Here is a 24,991-nt window from a genome sequence, read left to right as displayed (position 1 = left end):
GGGTTGGCACTCGATACTACCGAGTGCCAGGCGGAACGCCCGGCCTGGTCGGGGCCGAGCGGGCCGCGGTCACTCGTCGAGCTTCAAAGCCGAGATGAAGGCCTCCTGCGGCACTTCGACCCGCCCGATGGCCTTCATGCGCTTCTTGCCCTCTTTTTGGCGTTCGAGCAGTTTGCGCTTGCGGGTGATGTCGCCGCCGTAGCACTTGGACAGGACGTCTTTGCGCTTGGCCTTCACCGTCTGGCGGGAGATGATCCGCCCCCCGATCGCGGCTTGGATCGGCACGTCGAACATCTGGCGCGGGATCAGCTCACGCAGCTTCTCGGTCATGCGGCGGCCGTAGTCATCGGCCTTCTCGCGATGGACGATGGTCGAGAACGCGTCGACCGGCTCGCCGTTCAACAGCACGTCGACCTTGACGAGGTTCGACGCGGCATAGCCCGATGGCTCGTAGTCGAGGCTCGCGTAACCCTGGCTGCGCGACTTGAGCTGGTCGAAGAAGTCGGTCACCACCTCGGCCAACGGGAGCCGGTACACCAGCTCCATCCGTTCAGGCGACAGGTACTCGAGCTTTTGCAGCTCGCCGCGCCGAGCCTGGCACAGCTCCATGATCGTCCCCGTGTAGTCGGACGGCGTGAGCAGCGTGGCGTTCAGCCAGGGCTCCTCGATCTGTTCCACTTCCGCGGCTGGCGGCATGGCAGAGGGATTGTCGACCTCGACTTTGGAACCGTCGGTCTTGTGCACCACGTACTCGACCGATGGGGCGGTGGCGATCAGCGAGAGGTCGAACTCGCGCTCCAGGCGCTCGCGCACGATCTCCATGTGCAACAGGCCGAGGAACCCGCACCGGAAACCGAAGCCCAGCGCCCCGGAGGTCTCGGGCTCGTACGTGAAGCTCGAGTCGTTCAACCGCAGCTTCTCGAGGGCCTCGCGCAGGTCGCTGAACTCGTCGCCGTCGATCGGATACAGGCCGCAGAACACCATCGGCTTGGGGTCCTGGTAGCCCTCCAGCACCTCGCTGGCAGGCCGGGCTGCCTCGGTGACCGTCTCACCCGACCGGGCTTCGCCCACGTCCTTGATGCCCGCGATCAGGTAACCGGTCTCGCCAGGGCCGAGCTCGGCCACCGGTGTCGGCGCCGGGTTCCTCACCCCCACCTCGTCGGCCTCATGGCTGGTACCCGCCTGCATGAACCGGAGCCGCGCGCGGGTTCGCAACACGCCCTGCTTGACCCGCACCGACGACACGACGCCGCGGTACTGGTCGAAGTGCGAGTCGAAGATGAGCGCTTGGAGCGGCGCCGTCACGTCACCCACGGGAGGTGGGATCCGGTCGATGATCGCGTCGAGCAGCTCCGCCACGCCTTCGCCGGTCTTGGCGGAGATCCGCAAGATTTCCTCGGCCGGCAGGCCCAGGACCTGCTCGATCTCCTGGGCGCACCGATCGGGCTCCGCGGCCGGGAGGTCGACCTTGTTGAGGCAGGCGACGATCTCGAGGTCGTGCTCGAGCGCGAGATAGCAGTTGGCGAGCGTCTGGGCCTCGATGCCCTGCGACGCGTCAACCAGCAAGATCGCGCCCTCGCAGGCCGCCAACGACCGCGACACCTCGTAGCCGAAGTCGACGTGGCCGGGTGTGTCGATCAAGTTGAAGACGTGGCCCTTCCAGTCGAGCCGCACGGACTGGAGCTTGATCGTGATGCCGCGCTCGCGCTCCAGCTCCATCGTGTCGAGGTACTGGGCACGCATGTCGCGGGCATCCACGGCGCCACACAGCTCCAGCATGCGGTCCGACAACGTGGTCTTGCCGTGGTCGATGTGCGCCACGATGCAGAAGTCACGAAGCTTGTCGAGATCGTTCACAGGTCAGCTGCTTCAACGGTCGGCGCGGTTCGCGCGGCCAGCCGACGGTTCGGCCGGAGGTTCGATCGTAGTGCCGCCCACCCCGGCCCCGACTCCCCGGGCCTCACCCCTCGGTTGTGCCGGTGAGCACCTCGGCCGCTAACGTGATCCGGCTGTCCCGACCACCTACTTGTGAGCGACCGTGGCCAACATCCGTAGCCAGATCAAGCGAAACCGCCAGAACGAGGCCCGCCAGGCCCGCAACAAGGCCGTGCGCTCCGAGGTCAAGACCCGCACCAAGCGGGCGGTCGCTGCTGCCGACGAAGGCGCGGCCCAGGCCGCCGAGGCGCTGCGCCTGGCCGTCAAGCGCATCGACAAGGCCGCAGCCAAGGGCGTCATCCACAAGAACCAGGCCGCACGCCGCAAGAGCCGCCTGATGAAGCGGGTCAACACCGACTGACGCCGCCGAGGGCGCGGCCGTCCGAACGAACGGCGCCGCGCTCGAGTTCAGTTCGCTGTGGCGCCCGCCGCGGAATCCGCCGCCTCGAGTTCTGCGCGCTCGCGTGCTTGGGCCGCCCGCAACCGGTCGACCATCCCCCGCGACACCCAGTTGCGGCCGTCTTCGTCGGCCCACACCAGCATCGGCGGCAACACGACCAGCGCGGCCAGCAACGCCACGGCGACGTTCATGCCGACGACGATGCCGAACCCTCGCAACACGGGCATGGTCGATGTCGCCATCACCAACACGCCGGCGATCGCCGTCATGGCAGACACGAGGAAGGCCCGGCCGGTGCGAGCGGCCGTCACGTCGATGGCTGCCTTCGGCGCCAGCCCTCGTGCGCGCTCCTCCACGAACCGCAACAGGATCAGCGACGTGAACTCGGTGCACACGGCCACCACGAGCGGGCCGCCGACTGCCGTCATCGGGCTGAGCTTCAAGCTCAGCCCGAACGCGACGAGCGACGCGGTGCCGACCGCGATCAGTACCGGCACCAGCGACAGCAGTGACCGCACGATCGATCGCATCCGGACCGCGAGGAAGATGCCGACGAACGCGATCGACAGGTACGTCAACAGGATGCGGTTCGACTCGAGGTTTTCGAGCAGGCCGACGCCGACCACGGCCAGGCCAGAAGGCCGGGCTTCTGTCGCCGACGGCACCGCCAGCCTGGGGTCGTAGGGATGGCTCTTGGACAACGAGCGCACCTCGTCGACCGCACCTTTCACACGCTTGAGGTTCGGGGTCGAGGTGCGGAAGACGACATTGAGCGTGGCGAGATCGCTCGACACGAGCTGCCGCCGGAATTCCGGGGGCGTGACGCCATAGGCTGCCAGGACCGACGCGGCCTTCGGTGCCACATGCGAGGCGCCCGGGATGTCGTTGATGACGTCGGACACCACTTCGACGATCGAGTTCGCAGTGGCGAGCGTCTGGTCACGCGCCCCTGGGCCGTTGCGCTGGAGCTGGCTGGTGGTGAGATCGTCGATGTACTTCACGGTGGCGTCATTGAACGCCGACCCGCGGTCCACGTGCACGAACACGCCCATCTCGTTGCTGGAGCCCGTGCCGTCCTGCAAGGCGTGGATGTCCTTCACCACCTGTGAATGGGGGTTGACCCACTCGATCGGGTCGGTCTGCAGCACCAACCGGCCCTCCACGAGAATCCCACCGAAGAAGAGGAGCACGCTCACCACCGCGAACGGGATGGCGGCGCGGGCCGGCAGCTCGCCGAGCCAGACCACGATGCGTGACAGCCACTTGCCGCCGTACTCGTCGCGCTTGGTGGGCGACCGGTACTCGCGCATCCCCAGCGTCGCGAGCGGCATGACGATGCTGCACAGGCAGATCATGGCGATGCCGACGGCGAGCAAGAAGCCGAACTGGCGGATCATCGGCACTTTGGCGAACGTGAGCGCCGCGAACGCGAACACCGCGTCGAACGTGACCACCAGCAGCGCCGGGCACAAGTTCCGTGCGGTCTCCTGCACCGGTGTGCGATGCCGGGCGACCAGGACTTCCTCCTCGACGCGCGCGTGCATCTGGATCGCGTAGTCGATCCCGACACCCATCAAGGTGGGCAGACCGGCGATGGTGGCCAGCGTGAGCGGGATGTGCAGGTAGCCGGCGAGACCGAACGCCCACACGAGACCGACGAGGATCACGGCGAGGGGCAGCAGTCGCCATCGCACCCGGAACGCCACCAGCAACAGCACGACCATGATCGCCGCGGCCAGCGCGCCGAGCGTGAGCATGCCGCCCTTCAAGTAGTCGTTCAGGCTCTTCAGCAGCGACGGCGCGCCGGTCACCGTGGTCTCGACGCCTTGGAAATGCGCGTCGTGCACCGCCGCGGTCACGAACCGGACCGACTCGGATTGCTGGTCGATGGACTGATTCCCGTGCAAGCGCACGATCAGCAGCGCGTGGCTGCGATTCGGATAGAACGTGCGCTGCGCCAGCCGGACCTGGCCCTGGTTGTTGAACAACAAGAACTGCGCCCACGCCCGGTTGGTCAGCGGCGCGTGGAGGGTGGCCGGTGTCCAGGTCGACGCAGCCGGCAGGCGAGCCACCGTCTCTTGCGTGTCGGCGGCCCGGGCGGCCTGGCCTTTCGGGCTCGGGTCGGCGCTCTGCGCAGCCAGCAGGGCTGAACCCACCACCGACGTCGACACCGAGCCGAGATCGGGCGGGTGGTAGCCGTTGGTGGCGGCGGGCCCGCCGATGAGGGCGTTGGAGTACTCGAGGACTCTCGAGGGCGTGATGACGGTGAAGACGAGCCGCTTGCCGTCGGCAGAGGTCTGCAGGTGTTGTTCGAGGGAGTCGAACTTCGCGAGGTTCTCGGCCGTGAGCAACTCGCTCACGTCGTGGCCTTTCGGCATCGTGAACATGACTGCGACCGCTTGGCCGCCGAACAGGTCTTCGTAGCGGACGTCGTCCTTGTAGGCCTGATCGGACTTGTTCAAGTAGCTGTCGGTGCCGGTCTTGAAATGGAGTTGGGTGACGCCGAGACCCAACAGCAGCGTGACCAGCAACCCGCCGAGCGACACCAGCCCGGCGCGGCGACCCGACTGGTAGCCGAGCCAGGCCCAGAACTTCCGCACGGCAGCACCTCGGGGTCGGAGACGGGTCGCGGAGCCTATCGCCTCGCCGGCGAGCGCCTGGAGAGGCGCGCGAGCCGGGCGATGAGCACTTCGAGGACGAGCTCCGGGGGCCAGGCCTGCGCGCCGCGGAGGTCGAGATCTGCATCGGCCAGCAGCCCGATCGCGCGGGCCACGCCACCGTGCCCGAGCTGTTGCGTCTGGGCGAGCGCCTTCTTGGCGGGGAAGCTGGAGCCCTTCATCCCCAGCACGTCGGCGGCTTCCCGCTCGGTGCGGACGTCAGCACCGTCGAGGCGGAGCATGCGGCCGTAGTGGCCCTGCAGCGTGGCCATCAGTTGGAGTGAGTGGCGGTCCCCGGCGCCCAACATGCGGTGCAGCTTGTCGAGAGCCGTGGCGACGTCGCCCCGGTCGATGGCATCGGTCAGCTCCCATGGCGGTACCGCGCCTGCCTGGCCGAGGAGCGGTTCCACGTCGTCGACGCCGAGGTGTGCGCCCTCGCCGTGGACGGCGGCCAGCCGTTGCAGGAGGCCCGCCAGCTCGGACACGTCGTCGCCGAGCTGCTCGACCACGCGGGACTTGGCACGCGAGTCGAGCTCCACCGGCGCGCCCGCCAACTGCTCGTCGATCCAGTCGCTGCGGGCACGGCCGGCCGGTGCGTCGGTGGCGGTGACCGTGCCGCCCGCCGCCTTGAGCGCGTCGGCCAGGCGCTTGGGCACGGTCGCGAGCTGGGCTTGGTCGGGCCCCTTCTCCCAGACCAGCACGACGACCGAGGAGTCCAGCGGTGACTCCAGGTAGGCGACCAGCGGGGCGACGTCGTCGGCCTTCGAGAAGCGCGCCGCGTTGCGAGCCACGATCACCCGCCGCGCGGTCAGCAACGGCGGTGTGTTCGCCGCATCGACGACTTCGCCGAGCAGGTAGTCGGAGCCGGCAAGCTCCGTGACCGCCAGCGAACGATCGTCGCCGCCCACGAGCTCGTCGACGAGCGCGGTCACCGCAGCGGCCAACAAGACGGGGTCGGCGCCCCGCAGCACGTGGAGGGGCGGGGCGCTCAACGCGCGGCGCGGATGGCGTCGATCACCGCAGCCACCCGCCGCGCGGACCGCTCGGTGACCGGTTCCGCCACCACGAGCTCGGCCGCGCCCAACGCGGCCGCAGCCGCGACCTCGGGGACCGACCGCAATGCGTGTGGGCCGTCGCCCTCGGTCACTCCGGTCATGGCGGTGACGCTACACGGGCAGGTGCGACCCGGACCTCGAGGCGTGGAACCGCCTGCGTCGCGATCACGACGAGGCCACCGACCTGCCACCGATCACCGGCGGTCGCGCCGGTCGCGCCGCGGATCTCGTTGTCGCGAGGGGCCAGGACCGCTCCGATCGCCCACCGCGTTCGGAGCAGGGCGATGGTGCCAGCAGGACCGAGGCCGCCGGTGGGCGCGACCACGAGGTCGATCCGCCGGACACCGAGCCGATGCAGCGCATCGAACAGGTCGAGCGGGCGTGCGCCAGAGGTGAGGACCAGGACGGTCGCGCCAACTCGCCACACTTCGCCTCCGGCGATCCGCGACCGGGCCGGAGGGTGCGCGGTTCCCCACCACGGCACGGCGACGGCCACCAGCGCCAGCGCCGCCGCCACCGACCGAGCGGCGCCTCGCACACGCGTCCCCGCCCGACGCGCGACCGCCACGAGGACCGCTGCACCCGCGGCGAGTGCCACCTCGATCCGCCCGAAGTCGCCGAGCGGGAGCGCGGCGCACCAGCGAGCAATGACCGCGATCCACCCGACGAGCAGGCGGGTCGGGAACTGGAGCACCCCCGCGACCGGCCCACCGAGCAGCTGGGCCAGCAGGCCCGCCGGCAACCCCCAGACGAGGACGGCAGCCGCGGCAGGAGCGGCCAACACGTTCGCGGGTAGCGCCGCCACCGGCAGCCCACCGAACACGGACACCGCCAGCGGGGCCACCCCGATCTGTGCGGCCACCGTGGTGGCGGCGGCCAGCACCAGCGGGCGCGGGCCCGGCAGCACGTCGGCCAACGGTGGTCCGAGAAGGCAGATGCCGGCGGTGGCACCCACCGAGAGGCCGAATCCGACCTGGTGGACGAGGAACGGGTCGAGGAGCACCAGCCCTGCGACCGACAGCGCCAACAACCGCAGCGTGCTCGCACTCGTGCCCCGCGCCATCGCGACCGCGCCCAGGCCGGCCATCGCCACGGCCCGCAGCACCGACGGCTCGAAGCGGGTGAGGACGGCGAACGAGGACACCACTGCCCACACCGCGAGCCAGCGGTGCCGCAGGCCGACGCGCCGCAGCAACGGTCCGAGCAACGTCAGCAGGAACGCCACGTTCTCGCCCGAGACGACGAGCAGGTGGCCGAGGCCGGAGGCCCGCATGTCGGCGGCGACCTCGACCGGCTGCCCTCGGGCATCGCCGAGGAGGAACCCGCGATACAACGCCCGATCCCGCCCGGGCAGCCAGTCCGCCGCTCGTCCAACCGCGCGGTGGACCATGTTGGCGAGTCGCCACGGCAGCGCGGTCGAGCGCACACCGACCACCCGGTCGACCGACATCCGCCCCACCACGTGGCGGGCGTGCAGGTATGCGGAGGGCTTGGTCAGGGGCCGGATCCGACCCTCGACCATCAACCGGTCGCCAGCGAGATGACCCCGGACCGAGCCAGCGGCTGGGCCGCTCGCGGTGAGCGACAGGTGACGGCGACCTGCGCGGACCTCGACCTGGGCGCCGCCGGCCACGTCGATCGGATCGCCGACCAACGTGACCGTGCCGCGGTAGGCGGCCGGTGCGGGTGGTCGCATGCCGGCGACGGCACGGGCGCCGAGCGACGAGGCGAGGAACGCGGCCGCCAGCACCAAGAGCCACGGGCGGCGAAGCGCGAACGCGGCCCCGACACCGGCTGCGGACACGGCCAGTGGGAAGGGATGAGACCACCACGCGCCGACCGCCACCGCCGATGCCAACGCCACCGCCCCGAGATCCGACAGCGCGGCCCGCTCGACCACGCCGGGCAACCCGACTGGTGGCGGGCTCGGTGCACCGCCACCAGGCCGTTGCGCTCGGGTCCTAACATCGTCGGGTGCCATCATCGGGCCTCGAAGATCTCGATCGGGCCGTGCAGGCTCGGCGCCAGGCTCGCCGCCGCGGCGCCCGCGGCTCGGCGACGGCCGCTCCCCCGCCACCGTCGGTACCTGCACGCCCAGGCGCCCGCGTCACCCGCACGCCCTCCCCGGAAGCCCCGGCGGCGGGCGCGACCGGCCTCCGCCCTCAGGCCGCGCCGCGTATCGCGGGCCGCCGCCTGCCCCGCATCGAACCCAGTCAGATGCGCGTGTTCGGCGCGCCCCTCGCGCTCGCACCCGCGGCGTGCCTTGCGCTCATCGGGCTGCTGGTCTGGTCGGCGGCGCCAGCCGGCCACGCCGGGGCAACCCAAGATGCGGCGGCGTATCTGCTCGCCCTGTTCGCGCTTCCCACGCTGCTGTTGACCGGCTTGCCGTTCTACGGCGGCTCGGGTCGGGTGCTGCTCGCCGTGGTGACCAGCGCGATCGCCTGGCTCGCGCTGGGCGGCTGGGCCACTCGCCGCGCCCGCCGCGCGGCCGCACCGTCGTGGCGCGGTTACGCCGCCGAACTCGCCCCGATGGTGGCCGGCGTGTGGGCGGGGGTGATCGTGGGGCTGCTCGCGATGGTGTTGATCCTCAGCAGTTGAGCCACCCTCGGCTCGGCTGGCGAGCCGGGAACCTGCGCTCACCCGACCGTCACCAACGGTTGTAGCTGGGCGTACTTGGCGTCCCCGATGCCTCGGACGTCTTGTAGCTCGTCCACAGACCGGAACCCGCCGTGCTGGTCGCGGTACGCGATGATCGCCTGCGCCGTCGCAGGCCCCACGCCCGGCAGTTCCTCGAGGTCCTTCTCCGACGCTTGGTTCAAGTCGACTGGACCGCTGCTGGCCGACCCGTTGCCGCCCCCGCCCCCACTGCCGTCGCCGTCGGCCACCGGTGGTTCGGTCAGCTCGCCCCTGCGGGGCACCCATACCCGCTCGCCGTCGCGCAGCGGAGCCGCCAAGTTCAGGCGGTCGAGATCGGCGTCGGCGGTCGGACCGCCGGCGGCGGCCAAGGCGTCGGCCACGCGCGTTCCGTTGCCGAGGCGCCGCAAGCCGGGCAGGCGCACCGCGCCGGCGACGTGGACCACGACGCCGCCCTGCGGCACGGACGTGTTGCCCGCGGGAGCGACCGCCGCGGCGGAGCTGCCCGCAACCGAGGTCGACGCCCGCGGGAGCTGGGCCTCGACCGGAGCGGCGGGCGGCGCCGCCAGCATCCGCCATCCGACGACGGCTGCGACCACGAGGACCAGCCCCCCGATGGCCCACCGACCCCACCGCGCGGAACCGAGTGACGGCCAACGGACCTGGGACCAGCGGGCATCGGCAAGTCGCTCGAACACCGTGCGCAACGGCGGCGGGCGGCGTAGGTCGAGATCGTCGAGCACCTCATGCTCGGGGCGAGCGGGTGCAGGGGAGGTCGGCTGCTCCATGTCCCCTCCTCGGGGCGCGCGAAAGACGGCAAGAGGAGGGGAATCAGGTCATACGTTAGTGCGCCGGCCACCCGAACGGGCCGCGGCCACGAACGTGGTCAGGCCGGCAACGGTCAGAAGAGTTGCGAGGTGAGGCGCTTGCGCCAGACCGCGGTGCGCTCGTCGGCCGGACCCATCAACTCGAGGAGATCGACGAACTTCTGTCGGGCGTCATCGTCGGACCTCACCTGGGCCAGCAACGACTCGAGCTGCTGCTCGACGTCGGAAGGGATGTCGGCGATGCCCGCCCGGGCGAGCGCCGCCACGCGGCGGGTCTCGGAGTTCTCCGGGATCCGACCCAACAGCTCGAGCGCCTCCTCCGAGCGCCGCTCCTTCACGAGCAGCTCGGCGAGCCGCACGATGGCCTCTTCATGACCCGGATCGAGCTCGAGCACGTGACGCAACGACGACAGGTCGCCCGCCTCGAGCAACGCCTGGATCTCCGACTCGCTGGCCGTCGGCAGCAACCGCTCGACGAACTCGCGCACGGCCGGTTCGGGCTGCGCGCCGAGGAAGCCGTCGATCACCTTGCCGTCGCGGATCGCGTACACGGCCGGGATGCTCTGAACCTGGAACTGCTGGGAGATGCCCGGCGATTCGTCGACGTTGACCTTGACGAGGGCGACCTTGCCGCCAGTGGCCGCCACGACCGACTCGAGAATGGGGCCGAGCTGGCGGCACGGCCCGCACCACGGCGCCCACAGGTCGACCACGACCGGGGTGGTCATCGACCGCTGCAACACCTCCGCTTGGAAGGTGGCGTCGGTGACATCGATGGCGACGGTGTCCGTTGGCGTGTCCACGATCGTCAACGGTAGCGAGCAACCCGCCGAACGCCATGCCCTGCGACGAGGTGCCCGCTCTCGGGTCCGCTCTCGCCGGGCGGGGGCGGTAGGTTCCCGCCGATGAGCAACGAGCCGCACGAACCCTCCGATCCCGACGGCGTTCACGTCGACCGCGTCACCGCGTGGTTCGAGCAGCACGCGCAAGGGGTCGAGCCGCCGCTGACCTTCGATCTCGTCGCCGGCGGTCGCTCCAACATGACCTACAAGGTCACCGACGCGGCCGACCACGCCTGGGTGTTGCGGCGGCCGCCCCTCGGTCACGTCTTGGCCACCGCCCACGACATGGGCCGTGAGCACCGGATCATCTCGGCGCTCGGCCCGACCGACGTGCCGGTCCCGCCGGTGGTCGGGCTCTGCACCGACGAATCGGTCAACGACGCGCCGTTCTATGTGATGGAGTTCGTCGACGGCCTGGTGATCCGCAACCGTGCCGAGGCCGACGTGCTCACGGTCGCGGCGCGGGCTGCGGCAAGCCAGTCCATTGTCGAGGTCATGGCCCGCATCCACGCAGTCGACACCGACGCGGTGGGCCTCGGCGACCTCGGCCGCAAGGAGGCGTACATCGAGCGCCAACTCAAGCGCTGGCACTCCCAGTTCGAAGCATCGGCGGTGGCCGACCTGGAGCTCATCCACGATCTGCACGCTCGACTGTCGACCGACATCCCCACGCAGCAGGTGGCCGCGATCGTCCACGGCGACTACCGACTCGACAACTGCATGGTCGACACCTCCGGCCAGGTGATCGCGGTGCTCGACTGGGAGATCTGCACCCTCGGCGACCCGCTGGCCGACGTCGGGCTGTTGATGGTCTATTGGTCGGAGCAGGGCGACGCCTTCGCACCGTTGATGGACAGCGCCACGTCGACCGAAGGCTTCTGGTCCCGCCAGCAGATGCTCGACCGCTACGCGGAGGTGTCGAGCCTCGATCTCCGCCGCATCGACTACTACGTGGCGTTCGGCTACTGGAAGCTCGCGTGCATCCTCGCCGGCGTGTACACGAGGTGGGCAGGTGGCGCGATGGGCTCCGCCGGCGAAGGCGCCAGCCGCGACATCGAGGGGTTCAAGGGGCAGGTGCGGCTCCTGGCGGAAGCCTCGGCGAGCGCCCTCGACAAGAGTCGATGACCTCCCCGCGCCCGCTCCCCCTACCCTGGGGGGTGTTGTGAACCCGTTGTACGAACTGCACGACCGACCCGGTCTCGTGGAGCCACCGCTGCTGTTGGTGCTCGACGGTTGGATCGACGCGGGTGGTGCGGCGGCCGGCGCGCTGGCGACGGTGCTCAACGGGCTCGACACCCGCAGCATCGCCACCTTCGATACCGATGCACTGCTCGACTACCGGGCGCGGCGACCGACGCTCGAGCTGGTGGAGGGCGTCGCGCACGACTTGTCGTGGCAGCGGCTGGAGCTACGCCACGGGCTCGACCTCGATGGCCGCGACTTCCTGCTCCTGGTGGGCGCCGAGCCCGACCACGCCTGGAAGGCCTTCTGCGATCAGATGACCGACCTGGCGCTCGACCTCGACACCCGCATGGTGCTCGGCCTCGGCGCGTACCCGGCCCCTGCGCCGCACACCCGGCCGGTCGGATTGTCGTGCACCGCTTCGACACCGGGCCTCGTCGGCGCGTACCACTTCTTGCGCTACACGGTCGACGTCCCCGGGGGCGCGCAAGCGGCGGTCGAGCGGGCCTGCGCCGACGCCGGCATCCCCTCATGCGGGCTTTGGGCGCAAGTCCCCCACTACGTCGCGGGCATGCCGTACCCCGCCGCCAGCCTCGAGTTGATCGACGCGGTCCAGGCGGTGGCCGGCCTGCACCTCCCCAAAGGCGATCTCGCCCAGCAGTCGACTGAAGCCCGCGAGCGCATCGACGGGCTCGTCTCGGGCAACCCCCAGCACGAGGCCATGGTGCGGGCGCTCGAGCAGCAAGCCGAGCAGGCCGCCGCCGAAGGCAGCGACGGGACCCCGCTCAACCCGTCGGGCGGGCTGCCGTCCGGCGACGAGCTCGCGGCCGAGTTCGAGCGCTTCTTGCGTGAGCAGGGCGATTCCTGACCTCCCGACCTACTTGACCGACCGGTCAACTATGGTGCCGTCATGCGCGTAGACGGTGGTGTGGACCCAACGTTCGGTAAGGCCGGCCCGTCGGCCAAAGTGGCGGAAGAGCGTGGCTACGACGGCGTGTTCTCCGCCGAGACCAGCCACGACCCCTTCCTGTTGCTGATGGACGCGATCCGCGCCACCAGCACGATCGAGCTCGGCACCGGGATCGCTGTGGCCTTCTCCCGCAACCCGATGTCGATGGCCGTGTTGGCCAACGACCTCCAGCGCGAATCGCAGGGCCGCTTCATCCTCGGCCTCGGCTCGCAGGTGAAGGCCCACATCACCAAGCGCTTCTCGATGCCGTGGAGCCACCCGGCCGAGCGCATGCGCGAGTACATCCTCGCCATGCGAGCGATCTGGGACTGTTGGAACAACGACGTGAAGCTCGACTTCCGCGGCGACTTCTACACGCACACCCTGATGACGCCGTTCTTCAACCCGGGTCCCAATGAGTACGGACCCCCCAAGGTCTTCCTCGCCGGTGTCGGACAGCTCATGACCGAGGTGGCCGGAGAAGTGGCCGACGGCTTCTTGGCCCATGGCTTCACGACCGACTCGTACTTCAAGGCCGAGACCCTCCCGGCGCTGGAGCGAGGCCTCGCCAAGGCCGGCAGGCCGCTCGCCGACCTGGAGATCTCGATCCCCGCCTTCGTGGTCACCGGCACGACCGAAGAGGAGATGGCTGCCGCAGCTGTCGGCGTGCGGCGCCAGATCGCGTTCTACGGCTCGACGCCCAACTACCGACCCGTGCTGGAACACCACGGCTGGGGCGAGCTCCAGACCGAGCTCAACACCCTGTCGAAGAAGGGCGAGTGGGAGAAGATGGGCGAGCTGATCGACGACGACATCCTCCACGCCTTCGCCGTGGTGGCCGAGCCCGAGCAGCTCGCCGCGGGCATCGCGGAGCGCTACGCGGGCCTCGTCACCCGACTCAGCTTCTACGCGCCGTACAAGTCGGATCCCGAACGTTGGGCGGCCGTCACCAAGCAGCTCAAGGAGATCTGAGCAGCCACACCGGCGGCGTCGCCGCGACGGCTGCGGCTGGCCGCGGCCCTCGCTACGCGTGCACGAGCTCGAGCTCGCCGGCGAGCCAGCGGGTGCGGCACAGCGAGCGCTGCACCTTGCCGGAGCTGGTCTTCGGCAACGTGCCCGCACTCACCAGCACGACGTCCTTGGCCGACAGGCCGGCGGTGGCGCGCACTCGGGCGCTGATCGCCCGGCGGACCTCACGGGCGTCGGCCGCGTCGTCGAGCTTCACTTCGGCAACGACCACGATGTGCTGGCTGCCGCGGCCGCTGTCGGTGCCGAAAGCGATCACGTTGCCGGCGCGGACGGCCGGCACCTCACCTACCGCCCGCTCGATGTCCTGCGGGAACACGTTGCGGCCGCCCACGATGATCACGTCCTTGATGCGGCCGCAGATCACCAGCTCACCGTCGACGAGGTACGCGAGGTCGCCGGTTCGCATCCAGCCGTCGTGGAAGAGCTCGACGGTGGCGTCGGGTCGCTTGTAGTAGCCACTGGTCACCGAGGAGCCGCGGATCTCGAGCTCGCCCACCTCGCGCTCGCCGAGCGCCTGGCCGGATTCGGGATCGACGATGCGCATCTGGAGGCCCGGCACGGGCTGGCCGAGGCGTGCGAGCGGTCGAGCGGTCGGCGCAGCGGCTGCCACGGGCGCGGCGTAGCGCTCGGTCTCCAACACCCGCCCGTCGACGATGTCGACCCGCAGCCCACTCAGCGGCTCGGGGAACGCGCCGCCGATGCCGAGCTCTGCCATGCCGTAGGCCGGGAACACGCTGCCGGGCCGCAGACCGTGCCGCTCCCCCGCTGCCACCAGCGCGGCGACGTTGTCCGGATCGACCGGCTCTGCGCCGTTCAGGGCGATTCGAACGCAGGAGAGGTCGAGCGGTTCCATCCTGTTGAGCGCCCGGGCCGCGAGCACCCAGGAGAAGTTCGGCCCCGCCGTGACGGTGCCTCGATACGTGGCCAGCCACTCCATCCAGCGCCCCGGCGCAGCGGTGAAGTCCTGGGGTGCAGCGAGCACCAGCGGCGTGCCGGTGGTCATCGGGACGGTCAGCAGACCGACGAGACCCATGTCGTGGTAGAGGGGCAGCCAGGACACCAGCACGTCGTGGTCGGTGAGCTCGCCCGCCTGCACGATCGCGTCGAGGTTGGCGCACAAGGTGCGGTCGTGGATCATCACACCTTTCGGATCCGACGTGGAACCGCTGGTGAACTGCAGGATCACGAGACGCTCAGGGTCGTCGGCCACTGTCCGGTACGACGCTGCGTCGCCGCCGACCTCGTCGAGCCGCACCATCGGCGGGTCGCCTTCGACCGGTTCCACGAACGGCAGCAGCTGGTGGTCGATCAACAGCAGGTCGGTGTCGGCGCCCCGCATCCGGGCCCGGGTCTGGGCCACGAACTCCTCGATCGAAGCCATGCGCATCGGCAGCGGCAAGACGATCAACGTGGCGCCGGCCAGCCAGACGGCCTGGATGGCGGTGACCAGCTCCCGGCTGGTCGGCCCCAGGATCGCGACGTGGTCGTCGGGACGGATCCCGCGCGCTTGGAGCCCCGCCGCCGCAGCCTTGGCCTCCTCGTGCAGCTCCGCCCACGGCACCCGCTCCTCGGCACCCCCGGTCAACAAGACGATGTCGGCCGGACGGGTGGCGGCGTGGCGCAGGCGCGCGAGAAGAGAGGTCACGAGCGGTTCGACCGCTCGTCGGTCGAGCGTGTTACGGCCATGCGACGATTTTGACGAACTTTTCGTCCCTCCGCTGGCATGGTCGCGGTCAGATTCCGGCTTCGGGGCGTTCACGGCCGCCAAGTACCGTGAACCGCCATGGCCGAGCAGACGACTTCGTCCTCCAGCACACGCGACGACCATCCCGCACACCGCTACTCGGCCACGCTCGCCGCCACGATCGAGGCCAAGTGGCAGGACCGGTGGGAGGAGCGGGGCACGTTCGAGGCACCAAACCCTTCGGGCCTGCTCAGCGAGGGGATCGACCAGGTCCACGGCGCCGACAAGCTGTTCGTGCTCGACATGTTCCCGTACCCGTCCGGTGTCGGGCTCCACGTCGGGCACCCACTCGGCTACATCGGCACCGACGTGTACGCCCGCTACCAGCGCATGTGCGGCCGGAACGTGTTGCACGCGATGGGCTACGACGCGTTCGGGCTGCCGGCCGAGCAGTATGCCGTCCAGACCGGGACCCACCCGCGCGTCACCACCGAGCAGAACGTCGCCAACATGCGTCGCCAGATGCGGAGCCTCGGCCTGGGCCACGACCCCCGCCGGTCCGTGTTGACCACCGACCCCTCGTACTACCGGTGGACACAATGGATCTTCCTGCAGATCTTCAACAGCTGGTACGACACGGATGCCCACCGAGCGCGCCCGATCACCGAGCTGATCGCCGAGCTCGACGCGGGGAGCCGCCAACCGGGCCCCGGCACGAGCGCCGGGAACCGCCCGTGGGCCGAGCTCGACGAGAGCGAACGGCGTGCGGTCGTCAACGAGCACCGCTTGGCGTACTTGCACGAAGCGCCCGTCAACTGGTGCCCGGGTCTCGGCACGGTGCTCGCCAACGAGGAAGTCACCGCTGACGGGCGTTCCGAGCGCGGCAACTATCCCGTGTACCGGCGGCCGATGAAACAGTGGATGCTGCGGATCACGGCGTACGCCGACCGCCTGGTCGACGACCTCGACCTGCTCGACTGGAGCGAGTCGATCAAGCTGATGCAGCGCAACTGGATCGGTCGATCGACCGGCGCCCAGGTCGCCTTCCCCGTCGAGGTCGGGCCCCCGATCGAGGTCTTCACCACTCGACCCGACACGCTGTTCGGCGCCACGTACATGGTGCTCGCGCCCGAGCATTCTGCCATCGACTCGCTGATCGCCGCGGCCTGGGCCGACGACGTGGACCCACGCTGGACCGGCGGCGCTGCCGACCCGGCCGCCGCGGTGCGCGCCTATCAGGAGCAGACCAGCCGCCGGTCCGACCTCGACCGCCAGACCGAAGGGCGGGACAAGACCGGCGTGTTCACCGGGTCTCACGCCACCAACCCGGTCACGGGACAGCCGGTGCCGGTGTTCGTCGCCGACTACGTGCTGATGGGTTACGGCACCGGAGCCATCATGGCGGTGCCCGCCCACGACCAGCGCGACTTCGAGTTCGCCCAGGCGTTCGGCCTGCCCGTGGTCGAGGTGGTCACGCCGAGCAAGGCCTGGGTCGACCAGCACGGGATCGCGGCCGGCACCCCGGCCGGCCAGTGGCCCGAAGCGTTCGTCGGCGACGGCGTGGCAGTCAACTCCCACAACGACGACGTGTCGATCGACGGCCTGCGCGTCGAGGAAGCGAAAGCCCAGATCACCTCGTGGCTGGAGTCGGCGGGCATCGGCCACGGCACCGTGCAGTACAAGCTGCGCGACTGGCTGTTCAGCCGCCAGCGCTACTGGGGCGAGCCGTTCCCCATCGTGTACGGCGACGACGGTCTGCCGCAGGCGGTACCCGAAGCGGAGCTACCGGTGCTGCTGCCGGAGATCGACGACTTCAGCCCCCGCACGTCGGATCGGGAGGACTCCGAACCCGAGCCACCGTTGGGCCGCGTCGAAGGGTGGGCCACCGTGACGCTCGACTTGGGCGACGGGCCACGCCCGTACCGCCGCGAGCTGAACACGATGCCGCAGTGGGCCGGTTCGTGCTGGTACGAGCTGCGCTACCTCGACCCCACCAACGAGCAGGCGTTCGTCGACGCCGACGTCGAGCGCTACTGGATGGGCCCGCAGTCCGAAGGCGACTGCGGCGGGGTGGACCTGTACGTCGGTGGGGCCGAGCACGCCGTGCTCCACCTGCTCTACGCACGCTTCTGGCACAAGGTCCTCTTCGACCTCGGCCACGTGTCGTCGTGCGAGCCGTTCCGGCGCCTCTACAACCAGGGAATGGTGCAGGCGTGGGCGTTCACCGACGAGCGCGGCGTCTACGTCGAGGCGTCGGAGGTCACCGGGGCCGACGGCACCTGGACCCACGACGGCAAGCCGGTCACCCGCGAGTACGGGAAGATGGGCAAGTCGCTGAAGAACGCCGTCACGCCCGACGAGATGTTCGAACGGTACGGCGCCGACACACTCCGGCTGTACGAGATGTTCACCGGACCGCTCGACCAGAGCAGGCCATGGGACACGACGGCCGTCGTCGGCATGTACCGCCAGCTGCAGCGCATCTGGCGTCTGCTGGTCGACGAGGACACCGGCGAAGTCCACGTCTCCGACGACGAACCGGACGTCGAGACACAGCGGATCGTGCACCGCACGATCGCGGCGGTGCGCGACGGCATGGAGACCCTGCGGTTCAACACGTCGATCGCCCGCATCACCGAGCTGACCAACCATCTCACCGCCCGCGATCAGGGCGGACCGGTGGCGCGGGGCGCGGCGGAGCCGCTGGTGCTGTTGCTGGCTCCCCTGGCGCCACACATCGCCGAGGAACTGTGGGAACGGCTCGGCCACCCGGACTCGCTGGCGCGCACGCCGTTCCCCGTGGCCGACGCGGCGCTGCTGGTCGACGACACGATCGAGTTGCCCGTGCAAGTGAACGGCAAGGTGCGGGGGCACATCGAGGTGGCCACCGACGCCGACGAGCAGGCGCTCGAAGCGGCAGCTCGCGCCGACGCGAAAGTGGCCGCCGCGCTCGATGGCGCCACCGTGCGCAAGGTCATCGTCGTGCCCGGTCGGATGGTCAACTTCGTGGTCGGCTGACCGCCCGCGCAGGCGTCGCGTCGTTTCCGGACGCCAGCCCCGCGCTGCTACGATGACGTCTCCATCTCGGGGCTATAGCTCAGTTGGTAGAGCGCTTCCATGGCATGGAAGAGGTCAGGAGTTCGATTCTCCTTAGCTCCACAGCACCCCGTCGCCGGCGCCGGATCGCGGGTCACCCATCGGGCGGGCAGGCGGGCGCACCCAGGGCGCGAAGCGCTCGCTCCACGTCGACCGCGCCGCTCACCGCGACTTGCGGCATCGGGCCGAGTTCGGCGACGAGTTGGGTGAAACCGAGCAGCTCGGAGTGCATGACGCCGACATCGAGGCCGTCCATCTGAATCGCAGGGTCGTAAAGGAACTGCGGGGCCGCGATCACACCGACGGTCGGCAGCAAGTGCCGTTCGAACGGCGTTCCCTCGCCACCGAACGAGCAGTGGAGGGGGACGGTCGCGCCCGGTGCGTCGGAGCCTTGGAGCACGATCGTGCGGTTCATGCCGTACTTGCGGACCACTTGGTCGACGGCGCCCACGAGGTTGACGCTCGGCGTCACACCGATGAACTGCACCGAGCGCCGACCCGTGTCCTTCAGCTCGGCACCCGGCCCACCGTCGGTGCGGGGAACGGGCTCGAAGTCACGCGCCCCGAGGTGCTCGAGTACCACCACCGACGACACCGTGCCCTGGTCGTACTCCCGATCGAGTTGCTGGGCGAGCTGCTCGGCACCGCCGTCACGATCGGCCGGGTTGGCGACCCGCTGGTAGAAGTGCGCTGTTGAGAACGCGAACTGGATGGTGCGGGGACGGCACGCCATAGGGAGGGCGGCGAAGTAGCGGGCCATGGCGATCATGGCGATCGGGCCGTTGTCCTCGACCGCGTTGGTGCCGTCGGTGTGGCTGTCGACCACGATGCGCTGCGCGCTCCTGCCCGGCAGGACCGCCTCGATCGACGGGGTCGTGGCATCGTCGAACGACGCGACGTCGGAGATCTCGGCGGTCGCCGGCTTCCCGGACGCGATGGCGTCCCGCAGCTGCTTGCCCTGGTCCGAGCCGACGAAGACGCCCGGCACGCCCCACGCCTCACCCTCGTACGGCTCGTAGTGGCCGATGATCTGGCGCAGCGGACGGTCCTTCACAAAGATGATCCCGACGGCGCCGGCGGTCGCCGCCGCGCGCAGGTCGGTGACGCGCGGCGAGTAGTTGATGAAGTCGCCGTAGAAGTTCTGGGTCGGATCGATCGTGTGGCCCGGGTCGTAGGTCTCCCAGCTGACGATCGGCAACAGGAAGTCGTAGTTGGGCACGCTGCCGGCCGGTGCCGGACGCACGACGATCCGGCCCGACGCGTTGGCGTGGCTGATCGGTTGGCTGTCGTCGAGGTAGACGAGCGGGGCCGCGACCCCATCAGAGCCCGTGGGCTTCGAGTACGGGATCGCATCCGCGATCGGCACGCGCTGGTGCTGGCCGCCCACGTCGAGGGTGAGCGCGGCTGACTGCGAGGTCCAGCGGTGGATGCGGTAGTCGAGGTCGTGCACCCGCAAGCCGGGGATCGTGCGGAGCTGCTGGCGGATCCAGGCGATGTAGCGATCGTGCGCCGCGCTGCCCGTGGGTCGGGCGCCCAGCGAGGCCAGGAACTCCTCGCTGTGGCGAAGCTCGGCCACCGTGGGCAGCGCAGCGGGGTCCGGAACAACCGGGCAGCCGGCCGCCCGCACGGCCGCGGGCGTGGCCGACCGAGACCTGCGAGGCGCCGCTGCGGGTACCGTCACCGACACGAGCGCGACCAGCGCGACGGCGAGACGCCTCACGACGCAGCCGCAGCAGCGATTGGATGCCTCCCCCAGGCCACGGGCGATGTCTAGCGCGTGCCACCGGCGCGCGGGGAGCCCGACGAGTGGCCCCCGGCGCCATGCAAGAAGTCCTCGAAGCTGAACAGGCGACACGACTGCGTGCCGGTGCCGAGCAGACGACCGTCGCGCGACCACAGCCGCACGTGGCCATGGCCATAGCCACCGACCGCCTGTTCAGCATCGAGCTCGAGGAGCACCCAATCGGTGTCGATCGGCTCCCCCACCCGCAAGGAATTGTCGAGGCTGGTGCCCGCGCCTTCCACCCCACCAGCGCGACACACCGCGATCGGCACCATGTCGGCGAGGAACCCGAGCACGGCAGGTGTCATCGTCGTGCCGGCGAACTCGCCGGTGAGCCTCGCCCACAACGCCATGTGGCCCGGGCGATCAGCCGATGTGTCCATGATGTGGGCCTCGCGGTGCTCGCTGACGAGGTGGTGGCCGACGGCCGGTGGTGTGCCAAACACCGCCGCGTGCTCGCCGGCATCGTCCCGCCGGGCCGGCCCGCCCCACGGGCGCGACTCCTCCGGCGGCGCCACTCTCGGCATGGTCTGCCCTCTGGCCTCGATGCCGTCCGGCTGCGGTGTTGCCGTCGCACCCACCGCGCTGAACACGATCCGGCCGCCGGTCGTGGCGGTCACCTGTACCTGGTCGACGGATCGACCCGATGCCACCACCGACGCGTCGACGCGGATGCGCTCGTTCATCGCTGCGGCACCCACGAGCTGGGTGCACGACCACAGCGCCACCCGACCGGTCACCGCTTCGGACGCCGCCAGCGCGGCGGCGAGGGCGGCACCCCCGTAGAAGCGCCCGTCGGTGCGGCACAAGTGCGGGACGACCTCGAACGACAGGACCGCGGGGTCGTCGCCATCAGCCACGAGGCCGAGCAGGCGGCGATCGAGCGGACGCAGTTGGTCGACGAGTGCGGGAGCGCCTTGGGCCATGGATCCATCCTCGCAGCCCGGTGGCTGGCTCCCGCTACGCCCGGACGTGGAGCGGGTCGGCGGCACGCCGCCACGCGGCGCGCCGCGACGGTGCCGGCCCGTGTACCGTCCGCCATGCGTGAGGTCTGGCGAACCACGCACGGCCGGCGCAGGAAGGACACACCCATGGAACACCGCCGCCTCGGGACCACCGGCCTCCACGTCAGCTCGCTCTGCCTCGGCGCCATGATGTTCGGCGCGTGGGGCAACCCCGACCACGACGACTCGCTGCGGATCATCGACCAGGCGATCGACGCGGGCGTCAACTTCATCGACACCGCCGACGTGTACTCGGCCGGCGAGTCGGAAGAGATCGTCGGCAAGGCGATCGCGGGGCGCCGCGACGACCTCGTGATCGCGACGAAGGTCCACTTCCCGGCGAGCGCCAACCCCCTGCACGCCGGCAACTCGCGGCGCTGGATCATCCAGGAGTGCGAGAACAGCCTGCGGCGGCTCGGCACCGACTACATCGACCTGTACCAGATCCACCGCCCCGATCCCTCTACCGACGTCGACGAGACGTTGGGCGCGCTCTCCGACCTCGTTCACCAGGGAAAGGTCCGCTACCTGGGCTCGTCGACGTTCCCGCCCTCGGCCATCGTCGAGGCCCAGTGGACTGCGGAGCGACGGCACCGTGAGCGCTTCGTCTGCGAGCAGCCGCCGTACTCGATCCTCGTGCGCGGCATCGAGGCCGATGTCCTGCCGACGTGCGCGCGCTACGGCATGGGCGTCATCCCTTGGAGCCCGCTCGCCGGCGGCTGGCTGTCGGGCAAGTGGCGCAAGGGCGCGAGCGAGCTGACGAGTCGGCGGGCGCAGCGCCTACCGGGCCGTTACGACCTCTCGCTCCCTGCCAACCAGGCGAAGCTCGAGGCGGCCGACGCGCTGGCCACGCTCGCCGAGGAGTCGGGTATGACGCTCATCCACCTCGCGCTCGCGTTCGTTCTCCAGCATCCCGCGGTCACCGCCGCGATCATCGGGCCGCGCACCGCGGAGCACCTCGAGAGCCAGCTCGGCGCCGCCGACGTGACGCTCACCGCCGACATCCTCGACCGCATCGACGAGATCGTCCCGCCGGGCACCACGTTCAGCTGGGACGACGCCGGCTACCTGCCGCCGTCGCTTGCGTTCGCCGGCGCTCGCCGGCGCACCGCTCGCTGATGGCGCGGCTCCGCGCGCTGTCGCGCGACGTCACGGGTCGGGTCGCGATCATCACCGGTGCTGCGTCGGGCATGGGCCGTGCCACCGCCGAGCTGTTCGCCGACGAGGGCATGGCCGTGGCGGTGACCGACACGGCGGACCCCACCCCCGTCGTCGACGCGATCGTCGCCGCCGGTGGCACCGCGGCGGGCTGGCAACTCGACGTCAGTGACCCTGAAGCAATCGAGTCCGTGGTCGCGGAAGTGATCGGCCGCTTCGGGAAGCTCGACATCTTGGTGAACAACGCCGGCATCTCCGTGCCGGCGCCCATCGACCACGAGGGATGGGACGACGCATGGGATCGCACGATCGCGGTGAACCTCACCGGTGAAGCCCGCATGATCCGCGCCTGCCTGCCCCACCTCCGCGAGTCCGATGCCGGCCGCATCGTCAACATCGCGAGCACCGAAGGGCTCGGCGCGACCGCGTATCTGTCGCCTTACACCGCCGCGAAGCACGGCGTCGTCGGGCTCACCCGGAGCCTGGCGATGGAGCTCGGGCCGGCGGGCATCACCGTCAACTGCATCTGCCCCGGCCCGATCCGCACCGCCATGACCGCACCGATCCCCGACGAGGCGAAGGAGAAGTTCGCCCGCCGCCGCGTGCCCATGCGGCGCTACGGCGATCCGGAGGAAGTCGCGCAGATGACGTTGTCGCTGTGCCTGCCCGCAGCTTCGTACTGCCACGGCGCGATCATCCCGGTCGACGGCGGGCTGACGGTGCAGAACACCTGATCGCGGACGCCCGGCACGACCCGGCGGCCGTGTGCCGCAGGCACGGCGCCGAACGGGGTCAGCGGGTGGGGTCGAGCAGGACCTTCAGCACCCCGTCGCGACGCTGATCGAACAACTCGTAGGCGGCCGCCGCTTCGCTCAACCCCATGTGGTGGGTGAAGACCGATTCGGGGTGGAGGCGGCCCGTGGCCACCAGCGGGATCAACGCCTCCCACGTCGAGGGGATCGACGCCAGCGTCACCCGCACCGTGAGGCTGCGCATCAGCGCGATCGGCATAGGGATCGGGAGGGCGAAGTTCATGTTGGCCCCGATGATCGAGACGGTGCCGCCGGGCGCCGCACACCAGATCGCATCGGCGATGGTGGCGTCGGCGCCCACGGCCTCGATCACCGACGACGCGCCACGTCCGCCCGTGAGCTGCGCCACCTGGGCGATGGTGTCGCCGTTGGTCACGTCGACCGGTTCGGCGCCGAGCGCGGCGGCCCGCTCCAGGCGGTCCGGCACCCGGTCGATGGCCAGGATGCGGGCGGGCCCGTGGAGCTGCGCGCACTGAAGGGCAAAAACCCCCACCGGCCCCAAGCCGATGACGGCCACCGTCGAGCCCGGCGTGATGTCGGCCCGCAAGGCGCCCAGGTAGCCCGTCGGCAAGATGTCGGTGAGCAGCACCGACTGCTCGACCGAGATGCCGTCGGGGATCGGCAGCGCGAACGCGTCGGCGGCAGGGACGGCGGCGAACTCCGCCTGGCCCCCGTCGAGGTCGGTGCTCGTGCCGAAGATCCGGGGCGCGACCGCGCAGCGCACCGGGTCGCGACCCAGGCAGGCCGGGCAGCGCCCGCACCCCACCACGCCCGACACCAGCACCCTGTCGCCGGTCCGCAACCGGTACACCTCCGGCCCGGACTCCACCACCGTCCCGACGAACTCATGCCCGAGATGGACGTGCGCGCCGCCCATCGCGCCGTGGTAGAGGTGCAGGTCGGAGCCGCAGATGGCGGTGTGCTCGACTTGCACGATCACGCCGTCGGGTCCGGGCAGCACCGGATCCGGCACCTGCTCCACGTCGACCTGTCGCTCACCGGTCAGCACCACTGCACGCATGGGCGCAGTTCAGCAGATGAAGCGCCGCAATGGCTCCCTTCCCAACCCGTTCGTCACTCCGGGTCGTCAGGCGCGGACGAGCTTGTCGGTGAGCAGCCGCACCATGTCCGGCAGCGTGCCGCTCGCGGGGAACAACGGGTCGGCGATCCCCTGTTGGCGGGCGGCTTCGGCGCAGACCGAGCCCACGCACGCGGCGACCATGCCGGACGTGAAGCCGTAACGGAGCCGCTCGGCCTCCCCGAGCTCGCCGGCCAGCGCGAACAAGTTGTCGACCGCCGGCACGCTGGTGAAGGTCACGGCGTCGAGCTCGCCCGTGCATCCCTGGCGCACCAACTCATAGGCAGTGTCACGATCCGCTGGCAGCTCCCACCGGTACACCTCGAGCTCGACCACGGTCGCGCCCCGTGCCCGCAGCCAGTCGACCAGCGGCGCGTCCGTGGCGCCGCTGCGCTGGACGACGACACGGCGACCCTCGAGCGACCGGTCCGCCAGCACGGCGCGCAGCGACCCCAACCGACCGTCGGGAGAGGTGACGGACACCAACCCGGTCCGTCGCCGCAACGCCGATGCGGCCTTCGCCCCACGCGCCAGCGCGCCGGCGCCTTGGAGCGCGTCTCGGACCTGATCGGCGAGACCCCACTCCTGCGCCGCCTCGAACCAGGACGTGACGCCCACTCCCGTGTCCACGACCACGACGTCGGGCGGATCGCGGACGATGGATTCGGTGGCGGCGCGCAGCTCCGGTGCCTGGGTCAGCGAGCGGCTCGCCAGCGTGGGCCCTTCGACGACGGTGGCGCCTCGCGCCTCGAGCAGGCGCCGCTGCGTGTCGCGCCGGCGGTCCGCGGTGACGCCGACGCGCCGGCCGGCGAGCGGGCCGCTCATCGGCTCGGTTCCGCCGCGCCACGCCGCTCGTGGGAAGCACT

Annotated in this window: 20 protein-coding genes and 1 tRNA gene; 9 read left to right on the top strand and 12 right to left on the bottom strand. The window is 70.4% G+C overall.

The window, feature by feature from the left end:
- Positions 1-69: 69 nt before the first annotated feature.
- Positions 70-1,857 carry a translation elongation factor 4 gene (gene lepA / locus VHA73_15285; GenBank protein ID HVX19388.1) on the bottom strand — a complete coding sequence of 596 codons (1,788 nt, stop codon included), beginning with the start codon at positions 1,855-1,857 and terminating at the stop codon, positions 70-72.
- Between the two features lie 181 nt (positions 1,858-2,038).
- Here lepA and rpsT point away from each other — a divergent pair, with 181 nt between their 5' ends.
- Positions 2,039-2,296 carry a 30S ribosomal protein S20 gene (rpsT, locus tag VHA73_15280; protein HVX19387.1) on the top strand — a complete coding sequence of 86 codons (258 nt, stop codon included), beginning with the start codon at positions 2,039-2,041 and terminating at the stop codon, positions 2,294-2,296.
- Between the two features lie 47 nt (positions 2,297-2,343).
- Here rpsT and VHA73_15275 read toward each other — a convergent pair whose 3' ends face one another.
- Genes VHA73_15275 through VHA73_15260 form a run of 4 tightly spaced genes read right to left on the bottom strand, consistent with a single transcriptional unit; the run spans position 2,344 to position 7,947 of the window.
- Positions 2,344-4,935, bottom strand: coding sequence for an MMPL family transporter (locus tag VHA73_15275; GenBank protein HVX19386.1), 2,592 nt, complete (start codon positions 4,933-4,935; stop codon positions 2,344-2,346).
- A gap of 35 nt (positions 4,936-4,970) precedes the next feature.
- Positions 4,971-5,984 (bottom strand): DNA polymerase III subunit delta, encoded by a 1,014-nt coding sequence (gene holA, locus VHA73_15270; GenBank protein ID HVX19385.1) that lies wholly within the window; start codon positions 5,982-5,984, stop codon positions 4,971-4,973.
- The gene (locus VHA73_15265) at positions 5,981-6,148 is read right to left on the bottom strand and encodes a hypothetical protein (protein ID HVX19384.1); all 168 of its coding nucleotides are present in this window, start codon (positions 6,146-6,148) and stop codon (positions 5,981-5,983) included. The genes holA and VHA73_15265 overlap by 4 nt, the downstream gene beginning before the upstream one ends.
- On the bottom strand, positions 6,145-7,947 hold the full coding sequence (locus VHA73_15260; GenBank protein HVX19383.1) for a ComEC/Rec2 family competence protein: 1,803 nt from the start codon (positions 7,945-7,947) through the stop codon (positions 6,145-6,147). The genes VHA73_15265 and VHA73_15260 overlap by 4 nt, the downstream gene beginning before the upstream one ends.
- Before the next feature lie 74 nt (positions 7,948-8,021).
- On the opposite strand from VHA73_15260, the gene VHA73_15255 reads away from it, so the two are divergent.
- A complete protein-coding gene (locus tag VHA73_15255) occupies positions 8,022-8,645 on the top strand; it encodes a hypothetical protein (protein HVX19382.1) in 624 nt (207 codons plus the stop codon).
- 38 nt (positions 8,646-8,683) lie between these two features.
- Here the strand turns inward: VHA73_15255 and VHA73_15250 are convergent, their stop codons facing one another.
- Both VHA73_15250 and VHA73_15245 read right to left on the bottom strand, forming a co-directional pair.
- A complete protein-coding gene (locus VHA73_15250; protein HVX19381.1) occupies positions 8,684-9,469 on the bottom strand; it encodes a helix-hairpin-helix domain-containing protein in 786 nt (261 codons plus the stop codon).
- A gap of 113 nt (positions 9,470-9,582) precedes the next feature.
- Positions 9,583-10,311, bottom strand: coding sequence for a tetratricopeptide repeat protein (locus VHA73_15245; GenBank protein ID HVX19380.1), 729 nt, complete (start codon positions 10,309-10,311; stop codon positions 9,583-9,585).
- Between the two features lie 102 nt (positions 10,312-10,413).
- On the opposite strand from VHA73_15245, the gene VHA73_15240 reads away from it, so the two are divergent.
- Genes VHA73_15240 through VHA73_15230 form a run of 3 tightly spaced genes read left to right on the top strand, consistent with a single transcriptional unit; the run spans position 10,414 to position 13,453 of the window.
- Positions 10,414-11,475 carry a phosphotransferase family protein gene (locus tag VHA73_15240; protein ID HVX19379.1) on the top strand — a complete coding sequence of 354 codons (1,062 nt, stop codon included), beginning with the start codon at positions 10,414-10,416 and terminating at the stop codon, positions 11,473-11,475.
- Positions 11,476-11,512: 37 nt separating this feature from the next.
- Positions 11,513-12,400 carry a PAC2 family protein gene (locus VHA73_15235; protein ID HVX19378.1) on the top strand — a complete coding sequence of 296 codons (888 nt, stop codon included), beginning with the start codon at positions 11,513-11,515 and terminating at the stop codon, positions 12,398-12,400.
- Between the two features lie 42 nt (positions 12,401-12,442).
- The gene (locus VHA73_15230; protein HVX19377.1) at positions 12,443-13,453 is read left to right on the top strand and encodes an LLM class F420-dependent oxidoreductase; all 1,011 of its coding nucleotides are present in this window, start codon (positions 12,443-12,445) and stop codon (positions 13,451-13,453) included.
- A 52-nt stretch (positions 13,454-13,505) separates the two neighbouring features.
- Here VHA73_15230 and VHA73_15225 read toward each other — a convergent pair whose 3' ends face one another.
- Positions 13,506-15,155, bottom strand: a complete 1,650-nt coding sequence (locus tag VHA73_15225; protein HVX19376.1) for a fatty acyl-AMP ligase — start codon at positions 15,153-15,155, stop codon at positions 13,506-13,508.
- 138 nt (positions 15,156-15,293) lie between these two features.
- Between VHA73_15225 and leuS the strand changes: the two genes are divergently transcribed.
- A complete protein-coding gene (gene leuS, locus VHA73_15220; GenBank protein ID HVX19375.1) occupies positions 15,294-18,212 on the top strand; it encodes a leucine--tRNA ligase in 2,919 nt (972 codons plus the stop codon).
- A 68-nt stretch (positions 18,213-18,280) separates the two neighbouring features.
- Positions 18,281-18,353, top strand: a tRNA-Ala gene (locus tag VHA73_15215).
- Positions 18,354-18,384: 31 nt separating this feature from the next.
- Here VHA73_15215 and VHA73_15210 read toward each other — a convergent pair.
- Both VHA73_15210 and VHA73_15205 read right to left on the bottom strand, forming a co-directional pair.
- Positions 18,385-19,866 carry a hypothetical protein gene (locus VHA73_15210; protein ID HVX19374.1) on the bottom strand — a complete coding sequence of 494 codons (1,482 nt, stop codon included), beginning with the start codon at positions 19,864-19,866 and terminating at the stop codon, positions 18,385-18,387.
- 194 nt (positions 19,867-20,060) lie between these two features.
- Entirely contained in the window at positions 20,061-20,999 is a 939-nt protein-coding gene (locus VHA73_15205; GenBank protein HVX19373.1) for a thioesterase family protein, read from the bottom strand.
- Between the two features lie 165 nt (positions 21,000-21,164).
- Between VHA73_15205 and VHA73_15200 the strand changes: the two genes are divergently transcribed.
- Together VHA73_15200 and VHA73_15195 are read left to right on the top strand one after the other, a co-directional pair.
- On the top strand, positions 21,165-22,196 hold the full coding sequence (locus tag VHA73_15200) for an aldo/keto reductase (GenBank protein HVX19372.1): 1,032 nt from the start codon (positions 21,165-21,167) through the stop codon (positions 22,194-22,196).
- Complete coding sequence (locus tag VHA73_15195; protein ID HVX19371.1) at positions 22,196-22,969, top strand: SDR family oxidoreductase; 774 nt, start codon at positions 22,196-22,198, stop codon at positions 22,967-22,969. The genes VHA73_15200 and VHA73_15195 overlap by 1 nt, the downstream gene beginning before the upstream one ends.
- Positions 22,970-23,027: 58 nt before the next feature.
- Here the strand turns inward: VHA73_15195 and VHA73_15190 are convergent, their stop codons facing one another.
- Positions 23,028-24,068 (bottom strand): alcohol dehydrogenase catalytic domain-containing protein, encoded by a 1,041-nt coding sequence (locus tag VHA73_15190; GenBank protein ID HVX19370.1) that lies wholly within the window; start codon positions 24,066-24,068, stop codon positions 23,028-23,030.
- Between the two features lie 66 nt (positions 24,069-24,134).
- The gene (locus VHA73_15185) at positions 24,135-24,950 is read right to left on the bottom strand and encodes a uroporphyrinogen-III synthase (GenBank protein HVX19369.1); all 816 of its coding nucleotides are present in this window, start codon (positions 24,948-24,950) and stop codon (positions 24,135-24,137) included.
- Between the last annotated feature and the right edge of the window lie 41 nt (positions 24,951-24,991).

The sequence above is a fragment of the Acidimicrobiales bacterium genome, assembly GCA_035547835.1.
In the GTDB taxonomy this organism is placed as follows: Bacteria; Actinomycetota; Acidimicrobiia; order Acidimicrobiales; family Iamiaceae; genus DASZTW01.
Note: the sequence above shows the minus strand (reverse complement) of the source record. Positions and strands in the feature narration are given on the sequence as shown.

Excerpts from the sequence above, each read along its gene's own strand:
- VHA73_15250 (HVX19381.1), bottom strand. The coding sequence starts at position 9,469 with ATGGAGCAGCCGACCTCCCCTGCACCCGCTCGCCCCGAGCATGAGGTG.
- VHA73_15265 (HVX19384.1), bottom strand. The coding sequence starts at position 6,148 with ATGACCGGAGTGACCGAGGGCGACGGCCCACACGCATTGCGGTCGGTC.
- VHA73_15190 (HVX19370.1), bottom strand. The coding sequence starts at position 24,068 with ATGCGTGCAGTGGTGCTGACCGGTGAGCGACAGGTCGACGTGGAGCAG.
- VHA73_15205 (HVX19373.1), bottom strand. The coding sequence starts at position 20,999 with ATGGCCCAAGGCGCTCCCGCACTCGTCGACCAACTGCGTCCGCTCGAT.
- VHA73_15230 (HVX19377.1), top strand. The coding sequence starts at position 12,443 with ATGCGCGTAGACGGTGGTGTGGACCCAACGTTCGGTAAGGCCGGCCCG.
- VHA73_15185 (HVX19369.1), bottom strand. The coding sequence starts at position 24,950 with ATGAGCGGCCCGCTCGCCGGCCGGCGCGTCGGCGTCACCGCGGACCGC.
- VHA73_15240 (HVX19379.1), top strand. The coding sequence starts at position 10,414 with ATGAGCAACGAGCCGCACGAACCCTCCGATCCCGACGGCGTTCACGTC.
- leuS (HVX19375.1), top strand. The coding sequence starts at position 15,294 with ATGGCCGAGCAGACGACTTCGTCCTCCAGCACACGCGACGACCATCCC.
- VHA73_15195 (HVX19371.1), top strand. The coding sequence starts at position 22,196 with ATGGCGCGGCTCCGCGCGCTGTCGCGCGACGTCACGGGTCGGGTCGCG.
- VHA73_15200 (HVX19372.1), top strand. The coding sequence starts at position 21,165 with ATGGAACACCGCCGCCTCGGGACCACCGGCCTCCACGTCAGCTCGCTC.